This is a genomic window from Saccharopolyspora gloriosae (assembly GCF_022828475.1).
GTDB lineage: Bacteria > Actinomycetota > Actinomycetes > Mycobacteriales > Pseudonocardiaceae > Saccharopolyspora_C > Saccharopolyspora_C gloriosae_A.
This window is the reverse complement of sequence record NZ_CP059557.1, coordinates 2651864-2672607: the sequence shown is the minus strand read 5'-3', so window position 1 is coordinate 2672607 and position 20744 is coordinate 2651864. Positions and strand designations below refer to the sequence as shown.

The 20744-nt window shown below is 69.7% G+C and carries 18 protein-coding genes; 9 read left to right on the top strand and 9 right to left on the bottom strand.

Going from position 1 to position 20744, the window contains the following annotated elements; all coding sequences use genetic code 11:
• Positions 1-246 precede the first annotated feature (246 nt).
• Positions 247-1140 (top strand): glycine/sarcosine N-methyltransferase, encoded by an 894-nt coding sequence (locus H2Q94_RS11450; protein WP_243794536.1) that lies wholly within the window; start codon positions 247-249, stop codon positions 1138-1140.
• Between the two features lie 54 nt (positions 1141-1194).
• Here the strand turns inward: H2Q94_RS11450 and H2Q94_RS11445 are convergent, their stop codons facing one another.
• On the bottom strand, positions 1195-1998 hold the full coding sequence (locus H2Q94_RS11445; protein WP_243794534.1) for an IclR family transcriptional regulator domain-containing protein: 804 nt from the start codon (positions 1996-1998) through the stop codon (positions 1195-1197).
• Positions 1999-2404: 406 nt separating this feature from the next.
• Between H2Q94_RS11445 and H2Q94_RS11440 the strand changes: the two genes are divergently transcribed.
• From H2Q94_RS11440 to H2Q94_RS11420, 5 genes are all read left to right on the top strand, one after another.
• On the top strand, positions 2405-3520 hold the full coding sequence (locus tag H2Q94_RS11440; RefSeq protein ID WP_243794532.1) for a sensor histidine kinase: 1116 nt from the start codon (positions 2405-2407) through the stop codon (positions 3518-3520).
• 203 nt (positions 3521-3723) lie between these two features.
• Positions 3724-4899 (top strand): DUF8189 domain-containing protein, encoded by a 1176-nt coding sequence (locus H2Q94_RS11435; protein WP_243794530.1) that lies wholly within the window; start codon positions 3724-3726, stop codon positions 4897-4899.
• A gap of 171 nt (positions 4900-5070) precedes the next feature.
• Complete coding sequence (locus tag H2Q94_RS11430) at positions 5071-6360, top strand: DUF8189 domain-containing protein (RefSeq protein WP_243794528.1); 1290 nt, start codon at positions 5071-5073, stop codon at positions 6358-6360.
• A gap of 821 nt (positions 6361-7181) precedes the next feature.
• A complete protein-coding gene (locus H2Q94_RS11425) occupies positions 7182-8948 on the top strand; it encodes a sialidase (RefSeq protein ID WP_243794526.1) in 1767 nt (588 codons plus the stop codon).
• A gap of 169 nt (positions 8949-9117) precedes the next feature.
• Positions 9118-9951, top strand: coding sequence for a GNAT family N-acetyltransferase (locus tag H2Q94_RS11420; RefSeq protein WP_243794524.1), 834 nt, complete (start codon positions 9118-9120; stop codon positions 9949-9951).
• A gap of 341 nt (positions 9952-10292) precedes the next feature.
• On the opposite strand, the gene H2Q94_RS11415 is transcribed toward H2Q94_RS11420, so the two are convergent.
• The 3 genes from H2Q94_RS11415 to H2Q94_RS11405 all read right to left on the bottom strand — a co-directional run bounded on the left by H2Q94_RS11415 (position 10293) and on the right by H2Q94_RS11405 (position 13512).
• Entirely contained in the window at positions 10293-11129 is an 837-nt protein-coding gene (locus tag H2Q94_RS11415) for an SAM-dependent methyltransferase (protein WP_243794522.1), read from the bottom strand.
• Between the two features lie 175 nt (positions 11130-11304).
• Positions 11305-12891, bottom strand: a complete 1587-nt coding sequence (locus H2Q94_RS11410; RefSeq protein ID WP_309501148.1) for an MFS transporter — start codon at positions 12889-12891, stop codon at positions 11305-11307.
• Between the two features lie 186 nt (positions 12892-13077).
• Positions 13078-13512 carry a MarR family winged helix-turn-helix transcriptional regulator gene (locus H2Q94_RS11405; protein WP_243794520.1) on the bottom strand — a complete coding sequence of 145 codons (435 nt, stop codon included), beginning with the start codon at positions 13510-13512 and terminating at the stop codon, positions 13078-13080.
• 191 nt (positions 13513-13703) lie between these two features.
• Here H2Q94_RS11405 and H2Q94_RS11400 point away from each other — a divergent pair, with 191 nt between their 5' ends.
• Positions 13704-13862, top strand: a complete 159-nt coding sequence (locus tag H2Q94_RS11400; RefSeq protein ID WP_243794518.1) for a hypothetical protein — start codon at positions 13704-13706, stop codon at positions 13860-13862.
• Positions 13863-13919: 57 nt separating this feature from the next.
• Here H2Q94_RS11400 and smpB read toward each other — a convergent pair whose 3' ends face one another.
• Complete coding sequence (gene smpB / locus H2Q94_RS11395) at positions 13920-14450, bottom strand: SsrA-binding protein SmpB (protein ID WP_243794517.1); 531 nt, start codon at positions 14448-14450, stop codon at positions 13920-13922.
• A 158-nt stretch (positions 14451-14608) separates the two neighbouring features.
• Here smpB and H2Q94_RS11390 point away from each other — a divergent pair, with 158 nt between their 5' ends.
• Positions 14609-15448 carry a hypothetical protein gene (locus H2Q94_RS11390; RefSeq protein WP_243794515.1) on the top strand — a complete coding sequence of 280 codons (840 nt, stop codon included), beginning with the start codon at positions 14609-14611 and terminating at the stop codon, positions 15446-15448.
• Here the strand turns inward: H2Q94_RS11390 and H2Q94_RS11385 are convergent.
• The 4 genes from H2Q94_RS11385 to H2Q94_RS11370 are packed head-to-tail and all read right to left on the bottom strand — an operon-like array spanning position 15438 to position 19779.
• Entirely contained in the window at positions 15438-16601 is a 1164-nt protein-coding gene (locus tag H2Q94_RS11385; RefSeq protein ID WP_243794513.1) for an acyl-CoA dehydrogenase family protein, read from the bottom strand. The two genes, H2Q94_RS11390 and H2Q94_RS11385, sit on opposite strands and share 11 nt — an antisense overlap.
• A gap of 3 nt (positions 16602-16604) precedes the next feature.
• On the bottom strand, positions 16605-17639 hold the full coding sequence (locus H2Q94_RS11380; RefSeq protein ID WP_243794511.1) for a zinc-binding dehydrogenase: 1035 nt from the start codon (positions 17637-17639) through the stop codon (positions 16605-16607).
• Positions 17639-18823 carry an LLM class flavin-dependent oxidoreductase gene (locus H2Q94_RS11375; RefSeq protein WP_243794510.1) on the bottom strand — a complete coding sequence of 395 codons (1185 nt, stop codon included), beginning with the start codon at positions 18821-18823 and terminating at the stop codon, positions 17639-17641. Before H2Q94_RS11375 ends, H2Q94_RS11380 begins: the two co-directional genes overlap by 1 nt.
• Positions 18820-19779 carry an alpha/beta fold hydrolase gene (locus H2Q94_RS11370; protein ID WP_243794509.1) on the bottom strand — a complete coding sequence of 320 codons (960 nt, stop codon included), beginning with the start codon at positions 19777-19779 and terminating at the stop codon, positions 18820-18822. Before H2Q94_RS11370 ends, H2Q94_RS11375 begins: the two co-directional genes overlap by 4 nt.
• Positions 19780-20062: 283 nt before the next feature.
• Between H2Q94_RS11370 and H2Q94_RS11365 the strand changes: the two genes are divergently transcribed.
• Complete coding sequence (locus H2Q94_RS11365) at positions 20063-20722, top strand: TetR/AcrR family transcriptional regulator (RefSeq protein ID WP_243794508.1); 660 nt, start codon at positions 20063-20065, stop codon at positions 20720-20722.
• The last annotated feature ends 22 nt before the right edge of the window (positions 20723-20744 follow it).

The following is a 20744-nucleotide window of genomic DNA, read 5'->3' as shown; positions in this document are numbered from 1 at the left end:
TTCACCGCGCCACGTCCGGTCCGGCCGGACCACCGGTATCGGCAGGTCAACCGCACCGCCCCCGGCCACTCCCCCACGCCTCGGCGCGGCGGGCGCACCCCCGGCCACCGCGCACGGCCTTGTCCGCTGCGGCGCAGCACCTAGCGTCGGAACCGGCTCAAGCACAACGGACACCGGAACCTCAATTCCCTTGGCACGACGGGAAAGCGAGGTGGACCGGTGCGCGATCAACCGAGGAAACGGGGCATGACGGAACACGCGAGCACCACGGTCCGCGAACGGAACTCCGACACGGCGGCCTCCCTGTCGCTGGACCGCCAGGTCTTCGGCGAGAACCCGCTGGAAGTACGGGAATCCGGACATTACGCGCAGGAGTACGTCGGCGGCCTCGTCGACAAGTGGGACGAGCTGATCGACTGGGACAGGCGTGCCGACGGAGAGGGCCGGTTCTTCGTCGACCAGCTCAAAGCGCGCGGAGTCCGCTCCGTGCTGGACGCCGCCACCGGCACCGGCTTCCACTCGGTGCGGCTGCTGTCCGAAGGCTTCGACACCGTCAGCGCCGACGGCAGCCCGCAGATGCTCGCCAAGGCGTTCCGCAACGGGATGCGGCACGGCGGCCACGTGCTCCGCGTGGTGAACGCCGACTGGCGACGGCTCGGCCACGACGTGCCCGGCCGGTACGACGCGGTGGTCTGCCTGGGCAACTCGTTCACCCACCTGTTCTCCGAGCACGACCGGCGCAAGGCGCTCGCCGAGTTCTACGCGATGCTCAACCCCGACGGGGTGCTCATCATCGACCAGCGCAACTACGACGCGGTCCTCGACGGCGAAGCGGGCGCGAACCGCACCTACTACTACTGCGGCGATCAGGTCTCCGCCGAGCCGGACCACGTGGACGAGGGCCTGGCCCGCTACAAGTACACGTTCCCCGACTCCTCCGAGTACTACCTGAACATGTACCCGCTGCGGAAGGACTACCTGCGCGGCCTGCTGCGCGACGTCGGATTCCAGCGCATCGACACCTACGGCGACTTCGAGCGGACCACCGCCGAGACCACGCCGGACTACTTCATCCACATCGCCGAGAAGCGCTACCGCGACGAGGAGGAGCTGGCCCGCCTGGACGCCGACGCTCGCTGACGGCGGATCACCGGCCCGGTCGCGCACGCGCGGCCGGGCCGGTTCGCCCGGCGATCAGTCCGGTGCCGCCTCTCCTGCGTTGACGGCGGCCGGGTTCACGCGGAGATCGGCCTCGATCCGGGCCGCGGTCAGCAACAACGCCGCAACGATGTCCCTGCGCACGTCTTCCTCGGTGCACCCGTGCACGTCCAAGGAGAGGTTCAGCGCGGCGATCACCTGCCCGTGCGGGTCGCGGACCGGCACGGCCACACCGCGCAGCCCGGTCTCCAGCTCTTCATCGGAGATCACGAAACCCTGCTTGCGGACGGCCGCCAGCTGCGCGTGCAGGCCGGCACGGGTGGTGATCGTGCGAGGTGTGCACGCGCGCAACGACATCGTGCTCAGCCAGGCCTCCAGCCGCTCCGGGGGCACATCGGCCAGCAACACCTTGCCGAGCGAGGTGGCGTGCGCCGGGAACCTGCTGCCGACCGGGATCGCGACCGACAGCAGCTTCGGGCTCGGCACCTGCGCGACGTAGCGGACGTCGTCGCCGTCGAGCACGCCGATCGAGCTCATCTCCCGCAGCTCCGCTGTCAGCCTCCGCAGGTGCGGTTCGGCGACCTGGGGCAGCGACTTGGCCGCGAGGTACGCGTGCCCGAACTCCAAGATGCGCGGTGCCAGCGCGTAGTGCCGCCCGTCGTGGCGGACGTAGCCGAGATCCACCAGTGTCAGCAGCAGCCGACGAGCGCCCGCCCGGTCCAGTCCGCTGCCGTCCGCGACCTCGGTCAGCGTCAGGTCGGGGCGTTCACCGGTGAATGCGCGCAGGACCTGGAACGCGCGCTCCACCGACCGCACGAAGTGCGTGCCGCGCTCGCTCACGACGCCGGCCCGCCCCGGATCGGGCGGCTGACGACTCGGGTGCGGCGCATGTGGGTGAGCCTAACAAGGCCGTTCGGCCGCAACCCTGCGAGCGAAGGCCCGGCCCAGCTGATCACCACGGGCGACCAGGGGAGTTCGGAGACCGGTCGTCACCGCTCGTCACCCCCGCGAAGCCGGGAACCTCCGGTGTCAACGACGACGTCGCCCCGGGCCGTCGCCACGACCCGATAAGATTCGCCGAACGCACGTCGGCCCCCGGCCGCGGAAATCGTTGTGGTCCCGGAGGAACCGGCCGAGACGACCCACTACCACGCGGAGCGCGACAGTTGGTGCCCGACGAGGCGGAACACGACCAGGACCGCCGGATCTCCCGCCGCACGCCGGGCGTTCACCCCGGTGGGCGCCGATGAACTCGCCACTGGCCATCGTGCTCATCGCGGCCTGCGAATCCGCCGGTGTCGGTCTGCTCGGAGCGACGGTGCTGCGCATGTTGCGGCGGCAATCGCTCGGCCTGTCGCTGGTCGCGGTAGTCGTGATCACGGTGTGCGCCACCAACATCAGCGTGATCACGGCGATGTACGTGACGCACTCCCCCGATCTGTCCGTGACCGTGGGCCTCGCCGTCAACTGCGTCGCCGGGATCGTGTCGATCGGCGTCGGCGTGGCGTTGGGGCGGTCGGTCATGACCGGCGGCAGGCAATTGGCCGATGCCACTCGCGCATTCGGGCGCGACCAGCGGTTCAACGCGCCCGCCGATCTGCCCAGTGCCGAATTCGCCGAACTGGCCCGGGAATTGCGGGTCACCAGTGAGAACCTCGCCAAGTCGCAGCGCAGGGAACGGGAGCTCGACGCGTCGCGGCGTCGGCTCGTCTCGTGGATCTCGCACGATCTGCGCGCCCCGCTGCACCGGATGCGGCTCAAGGCGGAAGCCGTCGAGGACGGGATGTCCGCAGATCTCCCGCGCTACTTCCGGGAGGTCCGTGCCGATGTCGATCAGCTCACCGAGATGGCCCAGGACCTGTTCGAGCTCTCCAAGCTCCAATCCGGCACCTTGCGGCTGAAACCGGTGCGGCTCGCGCTCGACGACCTGCTCAGCGACGTGGTCGCCAGGACCGACGTGGTCGGTGAGAAGCGCGACGTGCGGCTGCGGGCGGAGCGGATCGACCCGGTGGTCGCGACCGTGGACTACGACGCCATGAGCAGGGTCTTCACCAACCTGCTGGTCAACTCCGCCCAGTACGGCCCGGCGGGCAGCACCGTTTCGCTGGAGCTGCGGGCCGAGGACGGGCACGCCGTGGTGTCGGTGTCCGATGAATGCGGCGGAATTCCGTCGGAGGACCTGAGTTCGGTGTTCGACACCGGCTGGCGCGGCGACACCGACCGCGCCGCGAGGAACCAGGGCGGCGGGCTCGGGCTCGCCATCGTGCAGGGCTTCGTCGAAGCCCACCACGGACGGGCGCGAGTGTTCGACATCCCGGGCGGGTGCTGCTTCGAAGTCCGAATTCCGCTTGACGCAACGTGATCGCTGAGCCGCCAGGATCGATGCACGCTCGTCCGGGTCTGCGGTAGCGTCGGGAAACAACCAAATCGATCACTTTGCGCAAGATTCGGAAACGAATGCCTCGATTCGACGATCAGCCCGTTGACCCGCCCCAGGACGGAACGTCTCCCGGATCAGGACACGCCACCGAAACCACGCCGGAGACACCTCCGTCGCAAGGGCGGATGGGCCTGCTGATCGCCTCCGTTTGCGGCGTCGCGCTGATCGTCGCGCCCCTGGTGTGGGCGACCACGATCAACCACCCCGAACCCGCGCCCCCGACCGTTTCCACTCCCGGAGTACCGGTGGCCCCCGCCCAGCCCGACCCGGCGGAAAAGGCCAGGTCGCTGCCCGCCGGCCCCGCGCACCTCGACTCCTCGGGACGGCTGTCGCTGGTGGCACGGGAATCCGACGGTTCGGTCGGGCTGAAGTTCCAGCGCACGTCCGATCGCGGACTGTGGGACGGCTGGTACACGATCGGCGAGGACGCGGCGGGCGGCGTCGTGACGGGCCAGGACGTGCGCGGCGGCATGGGTGCGTTCCTGATCGGCACCGACGGTGCCCTGCGGTTCGCCGCGAACGCATCGCCGGACTCCCCGCGCCCTGCCGAGTGGACCGGCCTGGGCGGCACCGACCTGCGCGGGACGCCCGCCGCGTCGCTGAACCGCGACGGCCGTTTCGTCGTCACCGCGCGGGATTCCGCCGGGCGGCTGCACGAGACCCACCAGGTCGACGACGGCTGGAGCGAGCTGCGGGAACTGCCCGGACCGCCCGTCGACGGCGACCCGGTGCTCCGCTTGGACGACCAGCAGCGGCTCAACCTCTTCGCGCTCGGCAAGGACCGGACGTTGCGCGTCCAGCGCGAGTCCACTCCCGGCGAGTTCGACGCGGCGCGTTCGGTCGGTTCCTCTTTCACGGGACGACCGACCGTGGTCACCGACTGGGACGGCAAGCAGCGCATCTACGCCAGGGGCACCGACCGCGGCATCTGGGAATCGGTGGAAACCGAGGTCGGCTCAGGACATTGGGCCGACCCGACCAGATTGACCGGGGAGGCTCCGGCGAAGGGAGATCCCGTCGCCACCGTCGACCCCAACAGCACCATCGTGGTGTTCGCGCTGGCCGAGGACGGGAAGGTGCACGAACGCTTCATCGGCCCGAAGAAGAAGCGGTGGACTGATTGGCGCCCCCTCGAAGGCGCGCTCGACCAGCTCGTGACGGCGGTGAAGGACGGGGGCGGCACGCTCGTGGTGCTGGGCATCGGAAAGTCCGGCTCGATGGAGCAGACCTACCAACGCTTCGGACCCACCCCGTGGTCGGGTTGGGGCAACGGCCTCGGCGGCCACTTCACCCCGCAGTGATCACCATCCGACCCGCGAAGACCAACGCCCGCTCTGCCGTCTCGCGCACTCCGCTCGGCCGATCGCAGTCCCGCGCGCGGCATTGCGGACTTCTCCTGACAGCACGGGTTTCCGGCGCAGCCGCCGTGGGCTGAGGCGGATCTCCTGCGCAGAGTCCACCCGGTACGGTCGATGGCGGCGATCTGGAACAAGCGCGGGGTGGTGTTGTTGCCGCAATCAGAGGGCTGGGAGCCCACGACCGGAGCGGACGAGCCCGCGCTGATGCCCGCCCCGGACCGACGCCCCCGCAAGGACAGGCGGTTCATGTTGGCCGCCGGACTCGGCGGCATCGGCCTGATCATCACACCGCCGGCCTTGCTCGGGCTCCTGCCCGCAGCGCGACCGGCGGACGAGAACACCGCCGCAGACCCGTACCTGTCCCGCGAACCCGGCGGACCGGTGCACTCGGACGAGCAGAATCGGCTGGTGGTGCTGACCAGGGGTCACGACCACGCGGTGTACCGCAATCACCAGCAGAGCACCCGGGATGGAGCGGCCGGCGATTGGCTGAGCCTCGGCGGAAGCACCGTCGGCCAGCCGATCAGCGTCACCGACGGGAACCATCGGCTGGCCGCGTTCATGATCGACGAAAGCGGAACTTTGCGCTACGCCGAGCAAATCGCGCCGAGCGCGGGCGCCGGGACGGGGTGGCGGAGCCTCAGCGGCGACGAACTCATCGGAACTCCCACCGCCTCTCAGGATTCCCGAGGCCTGCTCGTCGTCGCCGCCAGGGACCGCGCGGGCTCGCTGTGGGAGACGCGCCAGGACGGGGCGGGCGGCTGGAGCGATCTGCGGCGGCTCGACGGCGCGGCCGTGCGCGACGATCCGGTGCTCCGCTTGAACCGCCATGACGAGCTGGCCCTGTTCGCCTTGGGCGCCGACGGCCGGATGCGGGTGCACACCGAACCGGCGGCGGGCTCCGGTCGATGGCGCCGCCCCATCGACCTCCCCGAAGCCGTCGAGACCTCCCCCGCCGTCCTCATCGACCAGCAGAAGCGGCGACGGCTCTACTCGCTGCACGCGGACGGGTCGATGCGGGAGAACGTCGAGACCGGCGCGGCCTCCGGCGAATGGCGCGGCTGGCGCGAATTCGGGCTCGGCGGCCCCTTCGAGAGCAGACCGGTGACCGTGTCCGACGGCAACGGCATTCCCGTCGTGCTCGCCCGGCGCACGGACGGGAGCGTGTGGGAACGGTTCCAGCACAACCGGCGGGAAGACCGCTGGTCGCTGTGGAAATCGCTCGACGGCGAGCTCACCGAACTGGTCGGCGCCGCGCAGGACGCCAACGGCATCGTCGTCGTGTTCGGGATAGGGCAGAACGGCAGGATGACACGCAACTACCAAGTCAAGGACCAGGTGCGCCCGTGGGCGGACTGGCACCCGGACTTCGGTGGCGAATTCCCGCCACAACACACGTCGTGAACTCTCATTTTTCGACACCACAACCGGGCCATTCCCGGAACGCGGAAATATCGCCGAGCCGCGCAGCCGTTTCCTGCGCTGCTCTCCTCGTCGCGAAGGTGGGACCGGACCACGCCCCACACGCGCCCGGCCGACACCGACACCGCGAACGCCCAGTTCACGGTCCGCCCGAGCCGGTGAGCGGACCGTGGCCGGTCGTTCAGCCGCTCCTCGCCGGGCGCTCCGCGAAGCCGGGAGACGGGCTTCGGAACCGATTCCGATGACGAGCACCGCAGAGTTAACAACACGGCCATAGCAGCGTCAAGCACGAAGCCGTCGATCTACGCAAACCACTCTTTCCCATTCACATTTCCGTGAACACGTGGGCCGATCGCTCCCTTGACATCCCGGAATCGGCGCTTAAATTCATGAGAGCGTTCTCATGGAGTGTGTTCCCACCGCTCTGGTCACTCCGCGAGCAACGGCGAGCCGGACAGATCCCCCGCGCCGACCCCGCATCCGCGACGGTCGGCGAACTTCGTTGGAAGGGCTCGCCGTGCCGCCGTCGCCACCCGTTCGTCCCCGGGACGCCGCGCGTCGTCATCCGGATGACGCGACCGCTCGGGTCCGGCAGCGCCGACTGATCTCGGCTCGCGCCCGACCTCCCAGATCACCCGCCTGCCGGCGGGTTCCCCCGCACCTCCGGCGAAAGGACGAGACAACCCCCATCCCCTACCGCAACAAGATTCACCGTCGAGGTGCCGACCGGCGCCTCGCCCCGTCAGACAGGCAGAACCATGAAGATCTTCGGTAGAACCGAGACCCGACCCCGGCAGGCGGTGATGGCGCTCGCAACGGCGTCGGCCGTGGCCGCCGGGCTCGTCACCGTCACCGCTGCGGGAGCAGAGCCGCAGGCTCCGGCGCCGCAACCGGCGCAGGCGGTGCGCGACACCGACCCGAAGAACCCGGACCTCGGTCCCAACACCTACATCGCCACCCCGTCCACTCCCGCGGGCGAGTTGCAGGGCAAGCTCGACGAGATCGCCGAGCGCCAGCACACCAACCAGTTCGGCCCGGAACGCGACGCGGTCCTGTTCCAGCCCGGCGACTACTCGGCCGACGTCAACCTCGGCTTCAACACGCAGGTCGCCGGACTGGGCATGTCGCCCGACGACGTGAACCTCAACGGTCACGTCCGGGTCGAGGCGGATTGGCTGGGCGAAGGAAACGCCACGCAGAACTTCTGGCGCTCGGCGGAGAACCTGGCGGTCACCCCGCCCTCCGGCGAGATCGAACGCTGGGCGGTCTCCCAGGCCGCCCCGTACCGCCGGATGCACATGCGCGGTCAGATGCAGCTGTGGAACGGATACGACGGCTGGGCCAGCGGCGGTTACATCGCCGACTCCAAGATCGACGGCCTCGTCGAGTCCGGTTCGCAGCAGCAGTTCCTCACCCGCAACAGCGAACTGGCAGGCGGCTGGGACGGGTCGGTGTGGAACATGATGTTCACCGGCACCGTGGGCGCTCCGGCGCAGCACTTCCCGGACCCGTCGCACACCAACGTGCCGGAAACCCCGAAGCTGCGGGAAAAGCCGTTCCTGAACATCGGCGAGGACGGCAACTACAACGTGTTCGTCCCCGCGCTGCGGGAGAACACGCAGGGAGTCAGCTGGGCGAACGGCGCACCGGAAGGTGAGCAGATCTCCCTGGCGGACTTCTACGTCGCCAAGGAAGGCGACAACGCCGCCACCATCAACGCGGCACTCGCCGAAGGCAAGCACCTGCTGTTCACCCCCGGTGTCCACCACCTGGACGACACCATCAAGGTGGACAACCCGAACACCGTGGTGCTCGGCATCGGCATGGCCTCGCTCGTCCCCGACACCGGCAAGCCCGCGATGTCGGTGGCCGATGTGGACGGTGTGAAGCTCGCCGGTCTGTTCATCGACGCCGGTGAGCAGAACTCGCCGACTTTGATGACGCTTGGCGAGGAGGATGCGAACGCGAGCCACGCGGAGAACCCGACGCAGCTCTCGGACGTGTTCTTCCGCATCGGTGGTCCCGGTGTGGGCAAGGCGACCACGACGTTGGACATCAACAGCAACGACGTGCTGCTGGACCACTCCTGGATGTGGCGTGCGGACCACGGTGAGGGCGTCGGTTGGGACGTCAACACCGCGGAAACCGGACTCGTCGTGGACGGCGACAACGTCACCGCGCACGGCCTGTTCGTGGAGCACTACCAGAAGAACAACGTGGTGTGGAACGGCAACGGCGGCCGCACCTACTTCTTCCAGAACGAGTTCCCCTACGACCCTCCGGACCAGGAGGCGTGGGGCGGCGACGGCGGATGGGCGGCCTACAAGGTCGCCGACGGCGTCACCGACCACGAGGCGTGGGGCCTGGGCAGCTACTGCTTCTTCGACACGAACCCGGCGGTCACGGCCGCCCGTTCGTTCGAGGTTCCGGTGAACCCGGGCGTCAAGATGCACGACCTCGTGTCCGTCTCGCTGGGAGGCACGGGCACCATCAACAAGGTCATCAACGACCAAGGTGACACGGCGAACGCTGACAACCAGATCAGCTACGTCCCCGAATTCGGCGGCTGAGCAGCACTTCCGCCCCAACTCCGGTGCCCGAGCGCGATCCGCGCTCGGGCACCGGCGCGTTCGGCAGGTGAATGGCCCCTTCGCCCGCTGAACCGGACCGAGTTGCCTCCGTCAGGGCACCACAATGCTCTTCAGGGGTGATCGCGACCGAACTGATCTGCTCAGCGGCATGATGGAATCCGACATCATGAACCCGACGAAGGCTCCGTTCGAGGGCGACAGCGACCTGCTGGGCAGGATGGAGCGGAACCTGGCCGAGCACGCCTGCCACCTCCACCGCGCGCTGGCAGGTGCGACCGTCGCGGAATCCGATGATCTGCTGGTCGCCGACAGCGGACTGGATGACGACACCTTCAACATCGTCGCCGCCGCCCGCTTCACCGCCCGCACCAGCGGGTACCGGATCGCCGAGACGGTCCGGACGCTGGTCTCCACCGGCCGCGCCTTCTCCTGGTGGGTGGGACCGGCTTCCACACCGGGAGATCTCCGCGCCCAGCTGTCGGCCGCCGGACTGCCTGCCGCTGAACACGAGACGGCCATGTGGGCCGAGTTGAAGGAGACCTTGCCGCAGCCGGACGCGGGTGAACTCGACATTCGCCCTGTGACCACACGGGAACGGCTCGCCGACTTCGCCACGGTTCTCGCCGCGAACTGGGACCCTCCCGCCGAGACCGTGCGGCGCTTCTTCGCCCGGTCCGCTTCGCGGGCGCTGGCCGCCGACTGCCCGGCCCGCTATTCGGTCGGCTACGTGGCCGGTCGCCCGGTCTGCTCGGCCGAGGTCTTCCACCACGCTCAAGTCGCCGGGATCTACAACATCTGCACCCTGGCCGACCACCGTCGGCGCGGGTACGGCGGCGCCATGACCGTCGCCGCCCTGAACTCCGCGCGCCGCCAGGGCGACCGCATCGCAGTCCTACAAGCATCGGCGAACGGCGAACCCGTCTACCACCGCCTGGGTTTCCGCTCCTGCGGCCACTTCACCGAACACCCCATCTCCCCGTGAGTCCGTTCAGCGAGCAGGAACGCGACGCTCGCGCCGCGAACGCGCCCAATCTCAACGCGGAGATCAGGTCTACGGGCGAGGAGCGGGATGGGGTCGCGGAGCCTGCTCGTGGTCGATGATGAGCCGACGGTGCGGGAGTTGCCGGCGGCATGTGGGTCGACGACCACGTCACCGTCGAGTGCGATCACTGCGGCGAGACCAGCGTGAGATCCATCGGCCCCAGGTGCCGCGGAGGGGCGAGTAGTCCCTCCGCGGCACGGCTGCGTCCTCCGGTCCCCGGCGTCGAACGGCGCCGAGGCACGGACCCGTCCGACTCCGACGGTTCGTTCCGCGGCATCCGGCTACGGCTTGCGCCCCACCGCGGCGAAGCACACGGCGTTCTGCGGGTTCTCCGTGGCGAACTCGTCCACCTCGGTCAGGTCGGAACGCCATTCCGAGGTGAACGCGACGCCGGGGTCGAGCAGTTCCCAGCCGGTGAAGAAGCGGCGGAACTCCAGCTCGTCGCGGGCGGTGAAGCCGGGGTTCTGGGTGTCCTTGTAGGAGTCGATGAAATCCAGCGTCTGCGACCGCACGGGTTCCGCGACGCCGTCGACGGTGGCGTGGCTGATCGCGAGCCTGCTCCCGGCGGGCAGCGCGTCCTTGTACTTCTCCAGTGCCGCTTCCGGGTGCCGGCCGCGGGGGATGAAGTGCAGCAGTGCCACCGCGAGCACGCCGATGGGCCGGGTGAAGTCGAGCAGTTCCCTGGTGGCCGGTGCGGCGAGGATCGACTCGGGTTCGAGGAAATCCCCTTGCACCACATCGGTTCCGGGCACCGAGTCGAGCAGCTCCTTGGTCTGCACGACCGCCACCGGCTCGTTGTCCGCGTAGAGCACGCGGGCGTCCGGGTTCGTCTGGTGCGCGATCTCGTGCGTGTTGCCCACGGTGGGCAGGCCCGCGCCGATGTCGAGGAACTGGTCGATGCCCTCCTCGGCCATGGTCTGCACCGCGCGGCGCAGGAAGGTGCGGTTCCAGCGGGCCACATCGGCGATGTGCGGCAGCTTCTCCTTGGCCCTGGCCACGAACGCCCGGTCCGCCGCGAAGTTGTGCGCGCCACCGAGGTACGCGTCGTACACGCGGGCCGCGCTCGGGAGCTCCACGTCCACCCCGAGCTCCCGCCACCTTTCTTGATCACCAGCCATTCACCCAAAGTAGTGATCACCGGAGGTGACGACAACCACCCGTTGGCCGCTGCGATTCGTCCTTCCAGCGCTGGAGATCCGGCATGACCTGGCTAATCCCGATCTTGAGAACTCGCTCAGTAACGAACCTCACCAGGGATCGCCCCGCTCTGCTCCGGATGGGACGATCTCCGGCTCAGACCGCGGCCTTCTGAGCCTGCTGCCGTTCGAAGCCGCTCTCGGTCCGCAGCGGGACCTCCTTGATGCCGAGCACGGCGATCAGCGAGACCGCGGCCAACGCCGCTGCCACCACGAAGATCGTGGCGGTGCCGTTGCCGTAGGCGCCGCGCACGATGTCGACTAGCGGTGGCGGCAGCTGGTTCAGGCTGCCCAGCCCCACCCCGCCGGCATCGCCGCCCGCCGGGAGGTCGATGCCGATCGCGGCCAGTCCCCGCGCGATCCGGTCGCTCACCTCGGTCGCCAGCACCGCGCCCAGCACCGAGACCCCGACGGTGCCGCCGAGCGAGCGGAAGAACGTCACCGTGGAGCTCGCCGCTCCCAAGTCCGATGCGGCGACGGTGTTCTGCACGGCCAGCACCAGGTTCTGCATCATCATGCCCATGCCGCAGCCGAGCAGGAACAGGTAGCAGCCGAGCAGCACCATGTTCGTGCTCTCGGTGATCGTGCCCAGCAACCCGAACCCGACGACCGTGAGCACGCCGCCTCCGACCAGGTAACCCTTCCAGCGGCCGAAACGGGTGATCAGCGCGCCGGATCCGGCCGAGGAGAGCATCGATCCGATCACCATCGGCAGCGTCAGCAGCCCGGCCGCGGTGGGGCTGTAGCCACGGGCGATCTGGAAGTACTGCCCGAGGAACACCGCACCACCGAACATGGCGATGCCGACGGCGATGCTGGCGATGGTGGCCAGTGCCGTGGTGCGGTCGCGGAACAACCGCAGCGGGATGATCGGCTCCGGCACCCGGGCCTCCACCGCGATGGCCAGCGCCAGCAGCACCACGCCGAATCCGGCCAGCGCCAACGACATCCCCGAGCCCCAGGCGAACTGCTTGCCGCCGAGCGTCACCCAGATCAGCAGCGCGGACACTCCGCCCGCGATGAGCGCGGCACCGAGGTAGTCGACCCGCACCCGGCGTGTGACGACGGGCAGGTCGAGGGTGCGCTGCACGACGATCAGCGCGACCACCGCCAACGGCACTCCGATGAAGAAGCACCACCGCCAGCCGAGCCAGCTCGTGTCGACGATGAAGCCGCCCAGCAGCGGTCCGGCGACGGTGGCCACCGACATCACCGCGGCGATCGGGCCGGTGTACTTGCCGCGCTCCCGCGGGCTGATCATCGCCGCGACCACGATCATCACCAGCGATTGCAGGCCACCGAGCCCGAGCCCTTGCAGCGCACGCCACGCGATGAGCGTGTCGACCGACTGCGCGAGCCCGGCCGCGACGGAGCCGATGGTGAAGATGCCGATCGCGATCTGCACCAGCAGCTTCTTGCTGAACAGGTCGGCGAGCTTGCCCCAGATCGGGGTGGTGGCCGTGGAGGCGAGCAGGGTCGCGGTGACCACCCAGGTGTACTGGTCCTGGCTGCCGTGCAGCTCGGTGATGATCGTGGGCAACGCGGTCGAGACGATGGTCGAGGACAGCAGGGCCGTCATCATCGCCAGCAGCATCCCGACCAGCGCCTTGATGATCTGGGACTGCGTCATGCGGCCGCTCTCTTCGGCCGTGGAGGCAGGTACGGGCTCGTCCGCGTTGGACACGGGGAATCTCCTGTGGGGAACGTCGTGGGATCAACCTGGACCGCCCGGCGACCCCTTCAGGCCGTCACCGCAGATCGGTGTCCACGGGCAATGGTTGATACCTGCAACCATACGCGATCGGTTGCATCGTGCAACCAGTCCCCCGGGTCGCAGCACCCGGCCACTGAGGTTCCGCTGAAACGACTCCTACAGGTCCGCCTCGCCGAGGCGATGCAGCAACCGGGTGAGTTCGGCGACGTCGTCCGGGTCCCAACCGCCCAGCGCCTCGCGCCAGCGCTTCGCCTGGTCGGCGAGCTGCGCGGCGACTTTCGTGCGGCCCTGCTCGGTGAGCACGACCAAGCGGGCGCGGGCGTCGCTGGGGTCGGGCACGCGCTCGGCGAGCCCGATGCGCACCACGGCGTCGACCTGCCTGCTCACCGTGGACTTGTCCAGCGACAGCGCAGCCGCGATCGCCGACACGCGCATCGCCCCGTCCTTCGACAGCAGGACCACCAGCGGATACGCCGTCGGGTCGAGCCGCGGATGCACGGCGCGGGCGAGCTCACGCGTGCGCAGCCGGGTGCGGCGCCCCATCGCACGCATTTCCTCTTCCAGGGCTGGCAGGTACTCCTCCGCGGACACCTGGCTCCTTCCGTGCCGAACCGATCAGCTGATCTTCATGCTCGTCTTCCGGGCCGGACGGGTCATCATCCGGTCACCCACGGTGCACATTGCGCCCTCCCCGGTGCTCCTGCCCGGTGCGGCACCAGGCATCCTGGACACCGTGCCGTCAAGTGGCACCGATGAGGAACCGGAACCAGAGGAGGCACGGCATGAGCGAGCCCGACCCGTTGATCGACCCGTCCCGCGACCCGAATCCCGGCGTCGCCGACCACGCCGCCCCTGAAGGCGCCGACATCGATCCCTTGATCGACCTCTCGCGCGACCCGAACCCCGGCGTCCCGAACCACGCCAAGCCGGACGAGGACTGAGTCGCGGCCGAGCACGGGCGTGCACCCGACTCCCGTCTCGGCCGCACCCATCCCGGCTCACGGGGTGTAGCGCAGCACCGGGTCTTCCGGTGGGCGGCGTCGCCCCTTCCCCGCCGGGTGGCCTTTGAGCTGCCAGCCGATGCCGCGGGCCATGTCGCGCTCCGCGTCGCGGGCCGCGATGTCGCGGCGCTTGTCCCAGTTCTTCTTGCCCCGCGCCAGCGCGAGCTCGACCTTGACCCAGCCGTCGCTGAAGTACATCGACAGCGGGACGAGCGCGAACCCGGTTTCCCTGGCGCGCACGTTCAAACCGCGGATCTCCTTGGCGTGCAACAGCATCTTGCGGGTGCGGCGCGGCGTGTGATTGGTCCAGCTGCCGTGCCAGTACTCCGCGATGTGCAGGTTGCGCAGCCACACCTCGCCGCCGTCGACGGTGGCGAAGGCCTCCGCCAGCGACGCCCGGCCGAGGCGCAGGCTCTTCACCTCGGTGCCGACCAGGACGAGTCCGGCCTCGTAGGTATCGACGATCGTGTAGTGGTGCCGCGCCCGGCGATTCGTCGCGATCACCGAGCGATCCCCGTGCTGGACCATGCCTCCGACTCTACGACCTCCGCTCCACGTCGCGTTCCGAGTGGGCACCGCTGCCTCTGATCATCCGATCGGGTGGGTTCGGCGGCGAAAGCGCGGTGATCGGCTCCCCGGCTGCTGAACTAGCCGGTGATCGTTTTCCGCTTTCCGGGAGGACACCGGTGCGACTTCGGCTCGGCCGCCTGCGCGGCACCGCATTGCTACTGCTGGTCCCCACTTTGATCGCGCTCGGCTGCCCGCCGGCGAGCGGTGCGCCCGCCCGCGACGGAACGGCCTGCGCGGCGACGCTGGACTGCTCCGCCGAGGACCTGGACCGGCTGCCGTTGGCGGAACGGCTGGTGTTCGTGCGCGCGATCCAGGACGAGATCGCCGCCGACTACATCCCCGGATTCCGGCACTGGCGCAACATCGAGGGCATCATCCGGTTCTTCGACGAGAACGGCTTCGGCGCACCCGGCAGCTGGATCTCCTACGTGGACGCGGGAATTCTGGAGGGCGTCGAGCGCGGCGCGGCGATCGCGCTGGGCCGGTCCGACGACGACTTCGGCAACCCGGGCTCCGAGCTGTGGGCGGACTACCTGCGCCGGCTGCACCGCGGCGAGCTCACCGACCGGTGGGTGCACGATCCGGCGTGGGGCAACGCCGAGCAGGCCTCCACCGAGCACGGCGTGCGCTTGGCGGAGGCCCACGGCGCGGTGGCGAGCAGGGTGGACCAGCAGATCTACGACTTCTCGGACTTCTACCGGTGGCTGCTGCGCAACCCGCAGACCGCGTTGCTCGCGCTGAACGAGGCGCTGATCGGGACGGTGGGGCTGCCGTTGCCCCCGGCGGATTTCCTGCGCTGGTTCACCGACGTCACCATCTCGGAACCGACCTACCGCGGCGGGCACCTGGCTCACGATCTCGCGGTGCCGGACCCGGTCTCCGCACCGGTCAGCGCGCTGCGGCTGTTGCTCGCCTACGCTCCCGAGCTGCTCGGCCCGGAACGGATCAGTCGCTAGGCCAGCGGGGTTCGGCGAGCGGGTCGATGCCGAGCGCGCTCTTGCCGATCGTCTCCAGTGCCACGTCGTTGTTCGGCGGGTGGAACTGCCCCGCCCGCACGTCCCGGTAGAACCGTTCCAGCGGCAGCTTCCGGAAGATGCCGTGCCCGCCGACCATCCGCACGCACTGGTCCACCGCCTCGTCGGCGGCGTTCACCGCCACGTACTTGATGGTGTTGAGGTCGGCCGGAGCGAGCACCTCTCCCGCTTCGCGCCTGCGCAGCCCGTCGGCGACGAGCGCTTCCGCCGGTCGCAGCAGCAGTTCGATGCGGCTGGCGTTGAACACCTGCGCGGGCTGCCGAGCCATCGGCAGGCTCGCCCCGGTGACGGTCCGGTTCGTGACGTAGTCGTAGGCGAACCGCACGGCCCTCCGCGCCACGCCCAGGTAGATCGATGCGACGGTGAATGCGAACCAGGCGAAACCCCGCTCCTGCACCTCGTCCCACACCTGCGGATCGCCCGGCGCCCGGCCACGCTGCACCGCGGCGTCCGGCACGAACACCTCGTCGAACTTCACGTCCCACGAGCCGGTGCCGCGCATCGCCATCGTGTCCCAGGTGTCCACGAAGTTCAGGCCGGCGGTGTCCCGCTGCAGCCCGAACAGCAGGAGCTCACCGGTCTCGGTGTCGGCGGCGGTGCCCCAGAAGAACCCGAGCACCGGCGCCAGCGAGCAGAACGACTTCCGGCCGGTGATCACGTAGCCGCCGTCGGTGCGCTTCGCCGGGGTCGAGGAGGTGCGCACGTTGAGCCCGGTGGCCGCGTCGGTGAGGCTGCCGCCGACGATCGTGCCGCCCGCGACGAGCCGGAAGATCGGCTCCGTGGTGCGGTCCCCGGCGTACCAGCTCTCGGCCGCCGAGCCCAGGCCGAACACGTGCATGTTCGCCGCCAGCGCCGTCGAAGCGCAGCCCCCGGCGAGGATGCGCTGGCACTCGGCGACGGTGGCGAGGCCCGCGCCGCCACCGCCGAACTCCGTCGGCACCGCGATCTTCAGGTACCCGGTCTCCCGGAGGCGATCCAGGTTCTCAGCGGCGAAGCGGCCGCTGCGGTCGACCTCAGCCGCCCGTTCGGCGAATTCCGCCGCCAGGTCGGTGGCGAGCTCGGTCCAGTTCGTCATGCGTCACGGCTCCACAATGATCTTGCAGTGTTCTTCGGGATCGCCGAGGGCCTCGAACGCCCACGGCACGTCGTCCAGCCCGACCCGAGCGGTCACCAGTGGGGCGACGTCGACGTCGCCTTCGGCGATGGCTCGCAGCGACTCCGCGAACTCCGCGGGTTCGTAGCCGAAGGCGAACCGGACGGCGAGCTGCTTGGTGATGGCGAAGTAGGGGTTGATCACGTCGTCGCCCATGCACACGCCCACCACAACGACCTGGGACCCGGCCGGGGCGTGGCGCAGCACGTCGTTGAGCACGCCGGGCACGCCGACGGCCTCGAACACGACGAGCCGCCGATCACCGCCGACCCGGCGCCACGCCGCCCAGCCGGTCTCCTCGGCGGGGTCGACGACGTGGTGCGCGCCGAGGCGTTCGGCGAGCCCGCGCCGCGCCGGGGAGAAGTCCGCGGCGACGATCGGCGCGACGCCTCTGGCGCGCAGCGCGGCGATCACGGCGAGCCCCACCGGACCGCAGCCCAGCACGACGGCGCCCTCGTCCGAGGGCGCGGCCATGTTCACCGCGTGCAACCCGACCGCCATCGGTTCGGTGAGCGCGGCGTGGTGCGGGGGCAACCCGTTGGGCACCGGGAGCACCATCGGCGCCGACAGCAGCATCCGTTCGCCGTAGCCGCCGTGCACGGTGTTCGAGTACACGATCGGCACCGGGCCGCTCTCGGCCAGCAGCACGGGAAACGAGGTCACGAGCTGACCCGGGCGCACCGCGGTCTCGGCGTCCGGCCCCACTTCCAGCACCTCGGCCGCGAACTCGTGTCCCATGTGGACATCGCGGGCCAGGTCGAGCTCGTCGGATTCGAACGGTAACCCGCTCATCTCCCGGCCCAGCGCCAGCATGTCCGCGCCGTGCCGGGCGAAGTGCAGGTCCGAGCCGCAGATCCCGCACGCCCGCACCCGCACCAGCACCTGCCCCGCGCCCGGCCGGGGCTCGGCGATGTCGTCGCGGACGAACACGCGGCCGGAGTTGAGCACCGCCGCGCGCATCAGGGGCTCTCCTGTTCGGCGGCGTGCGATTCAATGGCGTTGCCGATGGCCTCGCCTGCCCGCCCGAACAGCTCTTCGCGCTTGCCGGTGGCCCACTCGTGGGAGGCTCGCGGCGCGCTCAACCTGCCCTTGAAGTGCGGCAGGACGTACTGGGCGAACAGCCGGTACGAGTTGAGCGTGCGCTCCGGCGATGCCCAGTCGTGGCCCAGCATCAGGAACGTGCCGAACCCGCCGGACTGGTCGAGCAGCACCTCGATGTGCGCGATGGCGTCGTCCGGCGTGCCGATCACGACGCTGTCGGATTCCGCGTACGCCGCCGCGTACTCGTGGCGGGACTCCGGCTCACCGTCGACCTGCTGGGCCAGCGGCACGAATCCGGCGCCGCCGCCGAAGTACGCGCCGAACTCCGGCAACCCGTAGGTGCAGTCGGCGATGGCCTGCTCCTTCGTCTCGGCCAGGTGCATCGCGCCCAGGACCCGCCAGTTCGCCCGGTCCGGCGCGGGACGCCCGGCCTTCTCGGCTTCCTCTTCGACGACGCCCCAGGCTCGTCCGATGGCGGCGAATCCGTCGGCGAGCGCGGACATCGACAGCGACAGCAGCGAAGCGCCGTGCAGGCCGGCCAGTCGCGGACCGGACGGCGAGACCATCGCCGCCACCGCGACCTCCGGGTGCGGCCACGAGTACGGGCGCAGCTGGAGCCGCGCCTCGTTCATCTCGAACCAGTCGGTGCGGCGGCTGACCGTCCCGTCCTCGTTGAACAGCGCGAGGATCGCCTCCAGCGACTCGGCCATCATGCGCCGCTGCTCAACGGGATCGATGCCGAGGATGGCGGCGTCGGTGGGCAACGCTCCGGGACCGGCCCCGAAGATGAGGCGACCCCGAGTGAGGTGATCGAGCAGCACCAGCCGGTCGGCCAGCAGCCACGGGTGGTGGTACGGCAGCGACACCACTCCGGTGCCGAGCTTGATGTTCCGGGTGCGCTGCGCGGCGGCGGCGATGAAGATCTCCGGGGAGCCGATGATCTCGTAGCCGCCGGAGTGGTGTTCGCCGAACCACGCCTCGTCGAATCCGTACTCGTCGAGCGCCTCGACCCGCCGCAGGTCGTACTCCAGCGCCAGCGTCGGATCCTGGCCGGTCGGGTGGAACGGGGCGTAGAAGACTCCGAAGTTCATGGGCCGGTTCACGCGATCTCCTGCCTGTCGACGAAGTCGAAGAACGACAGCAGCGCGGCGTTGACCTCGTCCGGTTTCTCCTGCTGCACCCAGTGCCCCGCGTCCGGCACCAGCACGTCTCCCTGATGCCGCGTGAGCCATCCGTCCTGAGTGGACGGTGGTGCGCCGACCAGGACCGGATCCAGTTCGCCGCCGATGAACGCGCTGGGCACTTGCACCTTCGCCCCGGCGAGTTCGGGGGTGATCTCCCAGTTGCGGTCGAAGTTGCGGTACCAGTTCAGGCCGCCGGTGAACCCGGTGCGGGCGAACTCCGCCACGTAGTGGTCGAGGTCCGCCTGGCTCAGCCAAGCGGGCAGTCCGTCCGGTTCCGGGAAGCGGTCGAGGAAGTTGCGGCCGTCGGCGGCGGAGACCAGCCCCGATTCCACACCCGGTTCCGTCCGGACTCCGCACAGCAGCCTGCGCATCGTGGTCGCCGGATCCGCGGCGAGTTCGGCGTCGGCGACACCGGTTTCCTGGAAGTGCAGGATGTAGAAGAACCGGTCACGGAACGCCTCCCGCCACAGCTCGGTGGGCGGGCGCAGCGGGCGCGGCGAGAACGGCACGCTCATCCCGCACACCCCGGCGACGCGGTCCGGGTGCAGCAAGGCCGTCTGCCACACCACCATCGATCCCCAGTCGTGGCCGACGAACACGGCCCGCTGCTCCCCGAGGTCGTCGAGCAGCGCGATGAGGTCGCCGGTCAGGTGCCGCATGTCGTAGGCGGCGACCTCGTCCGGCTTGCTGGAGCGGCCGTATCCCCGCTGGTCCGGAGCGATCGCGCGGTATCCGGCGGCGGCGATGGCGGGCAGTTGGTGGCGCCACGAGTAAGCGAGTTCCGGGAAGCCGTGCGCGAAGATCACCGGCGGACCGGTGCCCTCCTCCACGACGTGCAGCTCGGCGCCGTTGACGGCGACGGTGCGCTCAGGCATCGACGGTCTCCTTTGACATGAGCGGGGAGCTTGCGGACGAGAGCGGTCCGTGATCCGGACAGCGACGAGTCGGGAAGGCTTTCCGTTGCCATGCGGGCGAAATCACCGATCTGACATTTTGGCAACGGCTGTGTCCAAATATAGGTCATGGCAACACCCGTTGCCAATACCCGATCACTCACGGCCACCGACCGGCCGCGCTCTCCGCACCGGGGCTCGCCCCCCTGCCGCACCGACCGGCGCACACCAAGAGCTCAACAGACGGGAAGTAAGGTGACGCGCGTTGTCAGCCTTCGATGAAACCGCCAAACCCGGCCGTTGGGCCGGAAAACCGCCCGCGGACCGAGTCGCGGAGCGGCGCGCACTGCTGCTCGACGCCGCACTCGACCTGCTCGGCACCGAAGGCTGGTCCGGCACCTCGGTGCGCGCCGTGTGCCAGCACGCCCGGCTGAACCCGCGCTACTTCTACGAGAGCTTCCCCGACCTCAACGCCCTGGTCGTCGCGCTCTACGACCGCCTGATCGACGATCTGCACACCGAAGTCCGCACCGCCGCCGAGGCCGCCGGAAACGACTCCCACGCCCGAGTGCACGCCGTCGTCGACACGACCACCCGCTTCGTGGCCGAAGACCGCCGCCGCGCACGAGTCCTCTACGTCGAAGCCCTCGGCAACGAAGCGCTCAACCGCCGCCGCATCGAAACCGGCCACCTCATCGCCCGCTACGTCGAAGCCGACGCCACCCGCGGCGACCCACCCCCCGGCGATCCGATCACCGGCATCACCGCGGCCGTGCTCGTCGGCGGCTTCAGCGAACTCCTCATGAGCTGGCTCAACGGCCACACCCCCGTCGACCGCGACCAACTCGTCAACGACGCCACGGCCCTGTTCACAGGCCTCGGCGAAACAGCGGCGACCATCGCCATCAGGCGCACGCGGGGTTGACCTCGAACTGCTCCACCACAGA

Coding starts and splice junctions, on each gene's coding strand:
- H2Q94_RS11415 (WP_243794522.1), bottom strand. CDS start 11,129: ATGGCTGGTGATCAAGAAAGGTGGCGGGAGCTCGGGGTGGACGTGGAG.
- H2Q94_RS11450 (WP_243794536.1), top strand. CDS start 247: ATGACGGAACACGCGAGCACCACGGTCCGCGAACGGAACTCCGACACG.
- H2Q94_RS11380 (WP_243794511.1), bottom strand. CDS start 17,639: ATGCGCGCGGCGGTGCTCAACTCCGGCCGCGTGTTCGTCCGCGACGAC.
- smpB (WP_243794517.1), bottom strand. CDS start 14,450: ATGGTCCAGCACGGGGATCGCTCGGTGATCGCGACGAATCGCCGGGCG.
- H2Q94_RS11400 (WP_243794518.1), top strand. CDS start 13,704: ATGAGCGAGCCCGACCCGTTGATCGACCCGTCCCGCGACCCGAATCCC.
- H2Q94_RS11370 (WP_243794509.1), bottom strand. CDS start 19,779: ATGCCTGAGCGCACCGTCGCCGTCAACGGCGCCGAGCTGCACGTCGTG.
- H2Q94_RS11435 (WP_243794530.1), top strand. CDS start 3,724: ATGGGCCTGCTGATCGCCTCCGTTTGCGGCGTCGCGCTGATCGTCGCG.
- H2Q94_RS11425 (WP_243794526.1), top strand. CDS start 7,182: ATGGCGCTCGCAACGGCGTCGGCCGTGGCCGCCGGGCTCGTCACCGTC.
- H2Q94_RS11420 (WP_243794524.1), top strand. CDS start 9,118: ATGATGGAATCCGACATCATGAACCCGACGAAGGCTCCGTTCGAGGGC.
- H2Q94_RS11440 (WP_243794532.1), top strand. CDS start 2,405: ATGAACTCGCCACTGGCCATCGTGCTCATCGCGGCCTGCGAATCCGCC.
- H2Q94_RS11430 (WP_243794528.1), top strand. CDS start 5,071: ATGGCGGCGATCTGGAACAAGCGCGGGGTGGTGTTGTTGCCGCAATCA.
- H2Q94_RS11385 (WP_243794513.1), bottom strand. CDS start 16,601: ATGACGAACTGGACCGAGCTCGCCACCGACCTGGCGGCGGAATTCGCC.